Origin of the sequence: Nonomuraea antri (genome assembly GCF_013283785.1) — a bacterium.
GTDB lineage: Bacteria > Actinomycetota > Actinomycetes > Streptosporangiales > Streptosporangiaceae > Nonomuraea > Nonomuraea antri.
This window is the reverse complement of the sequence record NZ_JABCPZ010000364.1, coordinates 1-6,810: the sequence shown is the minus strand read 5'-3', so window position 1 is coordinate 6,810 and position 6,810 is coordinate 1. Positions and strand designations below refer to the sequence as shown.

General features: G+C 71.8%; 8 protein-coding genes. 2 read left to right on the top strand and 6 right to left on the bottom strand.

What is annotated here, in order from left to right; translation table 11 throughout:
* From HII36_RS52210 to HII36_RS52200, 3 genes are all read right to left on the bottom strand, one after another.
* Window positions 1-227: hypothetical protein (locus HII36_RS52210; RefSeq protein WP_173530857.1), on the bottom strand; the 227-nt coding region annotated here is incomplete at its 3' end.
* Window positions 224-961 (bottom strand): ABC transporter ATP-binding protein, encoded by a 738-nt coding sequence (locus HII36_RS52205; protein WP_173530856.1) that lies wholly within the window; start codon window positions 959-961, stop codon window positions 224-226. The genes HII36_RS52205 and HII36_RS52210, both read right to left, overlap by 4 nt.
* Window positions 958-1,200 carry a hypothetical protein gene (locus tag HII36_RS52200; protein WP_173530855.1) on the bottom strand — a complete coding sequence of 81 codons (243 nt, stop codon included), beginning with the start codon at window positions 1,198-1,200 and terminating at the stop codon, window positions 958-960. Before HII36_RS52200 ends, HII36_RS52205 begins: the two co-directional genes overlap by 4 nt.
* Before the next feature lie 195 nt (window positions 1,201-1,395).
* Here HII36_RS52200 and HII36_RS52195 point away from each other — a divergent pair, with 195 nt between their 5' ends.
* Window positions 1,396-3,828, top strand: a complete 2,433-nt coding sequence (locus tag HII36_RS52195) for an endo-beta-N-acetylglucosaminidase (RefSeq protein WP_173530854.1) — start codon at window positions 1,396-1,398, stop codon at window positions 3,826-3,828.
* On the opposite strand, the gene HII36_RS52190 is transcribed toward HII36_RS52195, so the two are convergent.
* Window positions 3,801-4,403 carry a hypothetical protein gene (locus tag HII36_RS52190; RefSeq protein ID WP_173530853.1) on the bottom strand — a complete coding sequence of 201 codons (603 nt, stop codon included), beginning with the start codon at window positions 4,401-4,403 and terminating at the stop codon, window positions 3,801-3,803. The two genes, HII36_RS52195 and HII36_RS52190, sit on opposite strands and share 28 nt — an antisense overlap.
* Window positions 4,404-4,482: 79 nt before the next feature.
* Window positions 4,483-5,208 carry a helix-turn-helix transcriptional regulator gene (locus tag HII36_RS52185; protein WP_328808282.1) on the bottom strand — a complete coding sequence of 242 codons (726 nt, stop codon included), beginning with the start codon at window positions 5,206-5,208 and terminating at the stop codon, window positions 4,483-4,485.
* Window positions 5,209-5,297: 89 nt separating this feature from the next.
* Between HII36_RS52185 and HII36_RS52180 the strand changes: the two genes are divergently transcribed.
* Complete coding sequence (locus HII36_RS52180) at window positions 5,298-5,774, top strand: hypothetical protein (RefSeq protein WP_217371047.1); 477 nt, start codon at window positions 5,298-5,300, stop codon at window positions 5,772-5,774.
* Window positions 5,775-5,805: 31 nt separating this feature from the next.
* Here the strand turns inward: HII36_RS52180 and HII36_RS52175 are convergent, their stop codons facing one another.
* Window positions 5,806-6,747: an inositol-3-phosphate synthase gene (locus HII36_RS52175; RefSeq protein WP_173530852.1), complete on the bottom strand. Its 942-nt coding sequence runs from the start codon at window positions 6,745-6,747 to the stop codon at window positions 5,806-5,808.
* Window positions 6,748-6,810: the final 63 nt, after the last annotated feature.

The window sequence follows — 6,810 nt, the reverse complement described above, 5'->3', positions numbered from 1 at the left end:
ACGGTAGCCCGCTCGGGCAACGCCACCGGCAGATCCTCCTTGCGCGAGATCGTCTGCCTGGCGGAGATCACCACGTCCGCCCCGGACAGCCGCACCGGCGGTTGCGAGCGGAACGCCGAGTCCACGCTCACCCCGGCCGCCGTCACCAGCGCCATCCCGCCCACCACGGCCACGAACACCACCATCAGCCCGCCGATCCTGGCCATCGCCAGTGCCAGCCGGGTCATGCGACCGGCTCCCCGGCCAGGCGGGTCAGCCGTACCGCGAGCTCTTCTGGTGCGGGCGCGGCGAGCACGTCCACCACCCGGCCGTCGGCCATGACGAGCGTGTCGTGCGCGCGGGCGGCGGCGGCCGGGTCGTGGGTGACCATGACGACCGTCTGGCCGAGCTCGTCGACCAGTTCGCGCAGCAGGTCCAGCACCTGTCCGGCGCTGCGCAGGTCGAGCGCGCCGGTGGGCTCGTCGGCGAACACCACGTCCGGGCGGGCGGCCAGCGCGCGGACGATCGCCGCCCGCTGCTGCTGGCCGCCCGACAGCTCGGCGGGCTTGTGACCCAGCCGCTCGCGCAGGCCGACCCGGTCGACCAGCTCGCCGATCCAGTCCAGGTCGGGACGCACCCCGGCCAGCCGCAGCGGCAGCGTGATGTTGTCGGCGACGGTGATGGCGGGCAGCAGGTTGTAGGACTGGAACACGAAGCCGACGTGCTTCCTGCGCAGCTCGGTGCGGCGGGTCTCCGACAGCCGTCCGACGTCCACGCCGCCGATCATCACCGAGCCGGACGTGGGTGGGTCGAGCGCCGCCGCGCAGTGCAGCAACGTGCTCTTGCCCGAGCCCGACGGCCCCATCACCGCGACGAACCTGCCGCGGGGGAAGGCCAGCGAGACGTCGTCCAGCGCCACCAGGTCGCCGTAGCGCCTGGTGACCCGCTCGAGTGTCACCACACGCGTATCGGCCGGCGTCATGGGCGTCGGCCGTTCACGTACGACACGATCAGGCAGACGCCGGCGGCCACCCCGACGATCCCGGCCGTCAGCCCCACGGGGTTGAGCTCGCCGTGCAGGGCGAGGTTGGCCACGACGTTCACGCCCGCGCCGGCGGCCAGCAGGACCCACAGCAGCGCCCGCAGCGGGGATCCCGCGCGCTTCTGCCGGGCGGCGGCGGACGGACGGTCTTCGGAAGGGATGCGGTACGGATCACTCATGCCCTCAACGCTAGGAAACCGGCCTGACCTGGGAAATCCAGCGCGCCACCCGATCCTTGGTACAGCCTGCTGTAGTACTAAATCAGTTTAGTTGCAGATCAACACGGCTTGGCGGCTGGGTCTTGGCAGGGTGACTAAAGCGATTTAGGGTTCCGGGAGATCGGCACCCCCCACGGCATGAGACAAGGAGCTCAGATGCCACGCAGGTTGTCATCGGTCTTATGCGCGGTCACCGCGCTGACCACCGCCCTGATCACCAGCCCCGCCACCGCCACCACCACGACGGCCACCACCGCCGCCGCGGGCCCAGGTGACCAGCCGTACGCCTCCTACTGGTACCCGGACACGATCCTGTCCTGGAACCCGGCCACCGATCCCGACGCCAGGTTCAACCGCTCCCGGGTGCCGCTGCGGCCCAGGATCCAGAACCCGGCGCTCAAGGCCAACGCCAACGCCCGCGCCGGCGAGGGCCGCGTCGCCTCGCTGGTGTCGTTCGCGCCGACCTCGAACAACCCGTCCCAGGGCGCGCTCGACCCCAGCTACTACGCCTTCGGCCACTGGCAGTACGTGGACACCCTGGTCTTCTGGGGCGGCTCGGCCGGCGAGGGCCTGATCCTGGCGCCCAACCCCACCGTCATCGACGCCGCGCACCGCAACGGCGTGAAGGTGTACGGCACGGTCTTCTTCCCGCCCACCGCCTACGGCGGCCAGATCCAGTGGGTACGCGACTTCGTCAAGAAGTCGGGCTCCGCCTACCCGGTCGCCGACAAACTGGTGCAGGTCGCCCAGCACTACGGCTTCGACGGCTGGTTCATCAACCAGGAGACGGCCGGCGGCGACGCCGCGCTGGCCACCGAGCTGCGGTCGCTGATGAAGTACGCCAGCGCCAAGGGCCCGGTCGAGTTCATGTGGTACGACTCGATGGTCGAGGGCGGCTCGATCTCCTGGCAGAACGCGCTGACCACGGCCAACGACGCATTCCTGGCCGACCCGGCCAAGGTGTCGGACTCGATGTTCCTCAACTTCTGGTGGTCGGCCGGCGGCCTGGCCTCCTCGCGCGACCGGGCCAGGTCGCTGGGCCGCAGCGAGTACGACCTGTACACCGGCATCGACACCGAGGCCAACGGCTACGACACCAGCGTGTCGTGGGACGGCCTGTTCCCCGCCGGTCAGCCGCACGTGACCTCGCTCGGCATCTACCGTCCTGAATGGACCTGGAAGTCGTCCAGCGGACGCGACGACTACCGCGCCAAGGACGCCCGCTACTGGGTGGGCGCGAACGGCGACCCGTCCGACACCTCGACCTCCTCCTCGTGGAAGGGCCTGGCCACGTACGTCGCGGAGGCCAGCGCGATCACCGCGAAGCCGTTCGTCACCGCCTTCAACGCCGGGCAGGGCGACTTCTACAACGTCGAGGGCGTCCGGGTGCGCACCGGCGGCTGGAACAACCTCTCGCTCCAGGACATGCCGCCCACCTACCAGTGGCTCGTCTCGTCCGCGGGCACGAAGCTGACGCCGTCCATCGACTTCGCCGACGCCTACGAGGGCGGCTCGTCGCTGCGCCTGCGCGGCCGGCTGGACGCGGTCAACACGGTGCGGCTGTACCAGACGAAGCTGCCGGTGGCCGCGAACACCAAGCTGTCGGTCGTGGTCAAGGCCCCGGCGGCCGGGCCGACGAAGCTCAAGGCGGCCGTCGCGTTCACCGACGCGCCCACCACGTTCACCACCCTCGACCTTGGCTCGGTGTCGGGCACCGGCTGGGAGCGCAAGACGCTCGACCTGTCGGCGCACGCCGGCAAGACCATCGCCCAGCTCGGTCTGCAGGCCGCCGGGAGCGACGACGCCTACGACATCCGCGTCGGCCGGCTGGCCGTCTACGACGGCGAGGTGGACGTCCCCGCCGCGCCGACCGGCGTGAGCGTGCTCGGCGCGACCGACGTCTCGCCGAGCCGCAAGTCGCTGCGCCTGTCCTGGACGGCCGCCGCGGGCTCCGGCCAGGTGCACCACTACGACGTCTACCGCCGCAACCCCGACGGGACGCGCACGTACCTGGGCGGCACGCCCAACGACGCCTACTTCGTCCCGCAGCTCGACCGGGCCGGCACGGAGACCACCACGACCATCGACGTGGAGGCGGTCTCCGCCGAGTTCGGCCGCTCGCCCGCGGCGAGCACCACCGTCACCTGGTCGGGGTCGGGCGGCGAGTCGAACCTGGCGCTGAACCGGCCCGCCACCGCCTCGGGCCAGTGCAACGCGAACGAGGGCCCGGCCAAGGCGGTCAACGGCACCGTGAACGGCGGCAACACCGACAAGTGGTGCGCGCTGACCGCGGCCAAGTGGATGGAGGTCGACCTCGGCTCGGCCAGGCCGCTGACCCGTTTCGTGGTCAAGCACGCCCAGGCCGGCGGCGAGCAGGCGGCCTGGAACACCCGCGACTTCACCGTCCAGGTGCGCTCGTCCGCCTCCGACCCGTGGACCACGGCTGTCACGGTCACCGGCAACACCGCCGGGACCAGCACGCACCCGGTCACGACCACGGCCCGCTACGTCCGGCTGAACATCACCAGACCCGCCCAGAACTCCGACCCGGCGGCGCGGATCTACGAGTTCGAGACCTGGGGCTCCTGACGCGCGACAGCAGGCTGGTCGGCGCCGGAACCCGCTGAGGCGCGGGCCGACGCCACGGTACGCCAGGCGAAGGTGGTGCTCCCGGCCAGGAGCGCCACCCCGGAGAGCACGCCGCTGACGAACGGCGCCCAGGCCGCCATCGACGTCCAGGCCAGCACCAGCCCGGCGGCCCCGAGCAGGGTGAGCACCACCCCGGGCACGGCGATGCCGTAGTCCTTCCAGATCGGCGCGAGCGCGATGAAGTGCACGCCGACCACGAAGGCCACCCAGCCCACATTGCCCTGCTCGGGGAACTCCAGCGCGGCCAGCACCCGCAGGCCGCCGAAGAGCAGCGCCGCCTCCGCGGCGACGACGATCAGGTAGCCGCGGCCGAACATGGCCTGCCCGCCCCCGCCCCCGCTGCCGGGGGCGGGCGGGTTCCGGCGCGCGGCGACGAACCACAGGATGAGGACGTACGCGGCGGCCAGGCAGGCGGCCACCCGCAACACGACGGCGGCCACGGGGTTCAGCGGGTCGTGCGCGTTGACGACGACGAAGACCGCGCCGAATACCGCGCCGACCAGCAATCCGGTCATACGATGCATGACACCCATTGAAGCGTGCCGCCGATCATGGTGACAGGAGGGCTGGCCCGACTCCGCGGTAGCCCTGGCCCTACCGTGCGATGCCTCTCAGGTAGGCCAGCACGGCCAGCACGCGGCGGTTGTCGTCCTCGGTGGCCGGCAGGTCGAGCTTGGTGAACACGCTGGCCACGTGTTTGCCGACGGCCGCCTCCGTGATCGACAGGGCGCGCGCGACGGCGCTGTTGGACCGTCCTTCCGCGATCAGCGCGAGGACCTCGCGCTCGCGCGGGGTCAGCCGGGGCGACGGCTCGGTGACCTCCCTGGCCTTGGCCCAGATCTGCTCGAACAGGTCGATGAGACTGGTGATCAGACTCTGCTGCCTGATCACCAGCGCGCCCGGCGCGTGGGCGACCGGGATGATCCGGAGGAAGGCCACCGCGCGGTCGAAGACGAGCAGTTGCTGGATGGGCTCGTCGGTGACCCGGTGCAGGTCGCCGGCGGCGTGCAGCTCCCTGATCCGGGCCGCCTTGGCCGGGTCGTCGAGCAGCCTGGAGTGCACGATCGTGCGCATCTCCAGGCCGCCGCGCAGCGCGTCGAGCACGTCGCGCCGGCTGCGCAGCTCCTCGCGTCCGGTGTCGGGCGTGCCGATCGGATGCATCGCGCGCAGCTCCTTGGCCGTGCTCGCGGCCTGCGCGATCTGCTGCTTGACGAGCTCGTTGTCGTCGAGCCGCTCGACGTCGACCGGGATGCCGCGCAGCTCGCCGACCACCTCTTCCAGCCGGCGGGCGAGCTCGACAAGCGATGCGCTCTCTTCCACGACTCGATTCTCTCCCGCCCGGGCACCCTGCTTTACATACATTCATGTACGTATGTTACGTTGACGATCAACGAGAAGGGATCGGGGAAATGACGATCGATTCAACGGCCGGGGAGATCGGCCCGGCGCCCGTCGTCCGGCGACACGACGTCCCCGCGCAGCTCCGCGCGCTCGGCCTCGACTACGTCGACCTGTTCACCCTGACCACCGCCGGCCCGGCGGGGGAGCCCGAGCGGTGGGCCAGGGCGGCGTTCGAACGCGTCGCGGGCCTGCAGGGGCAGTTCATCTGGCGGGTGCTCCTCGGCCTGCGGCTCCGCCGGACGGGAGCGGACGTGGCCGGCTGGCGCATCGCCGGCCGCGGCGACGACTGGATCAGGCTCGAGGCGCGCTCCTGGATGCTAGCCGGGTATCTCGTCGTCCAGGTCGAGGGCGACCGGGTGTCGCTGGCCACCGGCCTGCGTTACGACCGGTGGCCGGCGTCCGCGATCTGGACGCCGCTGTCGGCGGTGCACCGGCGGCTCGCGCCCGGCCTGCTGCGCGACGCGTACCGCGCGGTCGGGACCTGACGGCGCGCGGCGGGATTCAGCGAGAGGGAGCTCAGGAGCGCGGCGGGGACTTCAGCAGGGGTTCCGCCTCGGTGACGTGCCCACCCCGGCCCTCGCGCAGCGCGTGCGCCGCCAGGCGGACCAGGTCGACGGTCACCCCGGCGCCCCCGCTGGGGTCGTGGACCTTCAGCTTCAGGTCGAGGCTGACCGAGGTCCCGCCCCAGCCCTGGGCCTCGATGTTGATGTGCGCGATCTTGTGCGACTCCAGGTGCGGCAGGTACCCCAGCGGCGCGATGGCCACCTGCCCGGCCGCGTCGTCCAGGGCGTTGCGCTTGGAGCGCATCTTGCTCTCGCCGTGCTCGACCAGGTTGCGGAAGTCCTCGGTGCCGCCCAGGTTGACCTGGTAGGAGTCGGTCAGGGTCAGGCCGCGTTCGGCCAGCAGGCGCAGCAGCGTGTGGTGCACGATGGAGGTGCCGAACTGGGCGGTCAGGTCGTCGCCGAGCAGGGGCAGCCCGGCTTCGGTGAAACGCGCCATGATCCGCGGCTCGCGGGCCACCGGGTCGGCGGTGATGTTGACGAAGGCGGCCCCGGCGCGCAGCGCCGCCTCGGCGTAGGCGTGGGCGACGGCCTCCCGGCCGCTGGGCGCGGCGTACAGGACGACCTCGGCCCCCTTCAACTCCGCGGCGACCCGCTCCACCTCGTCCGGGCCGGTGAGCCCGCGCCGTACGGTGACGCCCGACGCGGGAAGCTCTTCGACGAGGCGGGGAAAGTTGTTGGGCGCGGCGAAGACCGCCTCGTGCAGGTCCTTGCCCACCTTCCCGTACGACATGGCGAACGCCGCCACGATGTCGAGGTCGGCCACGCCCAGCCCGCCCAGCACCGGCCGCCGGACCCCCACCAGACTCCCGGTGGCCCGATGCGCGGCCATGCCCTGCACCAGCGCGGAGATGTTGTTGCCGACGCCGACGACCGCGATCCTCGCTCGCTCGATCATGAACTCAGCGTACGGCGGAGCGCGCCGGCGCGGGCGGCGGGTCAGGGGGCGGCCGGTGGGGCC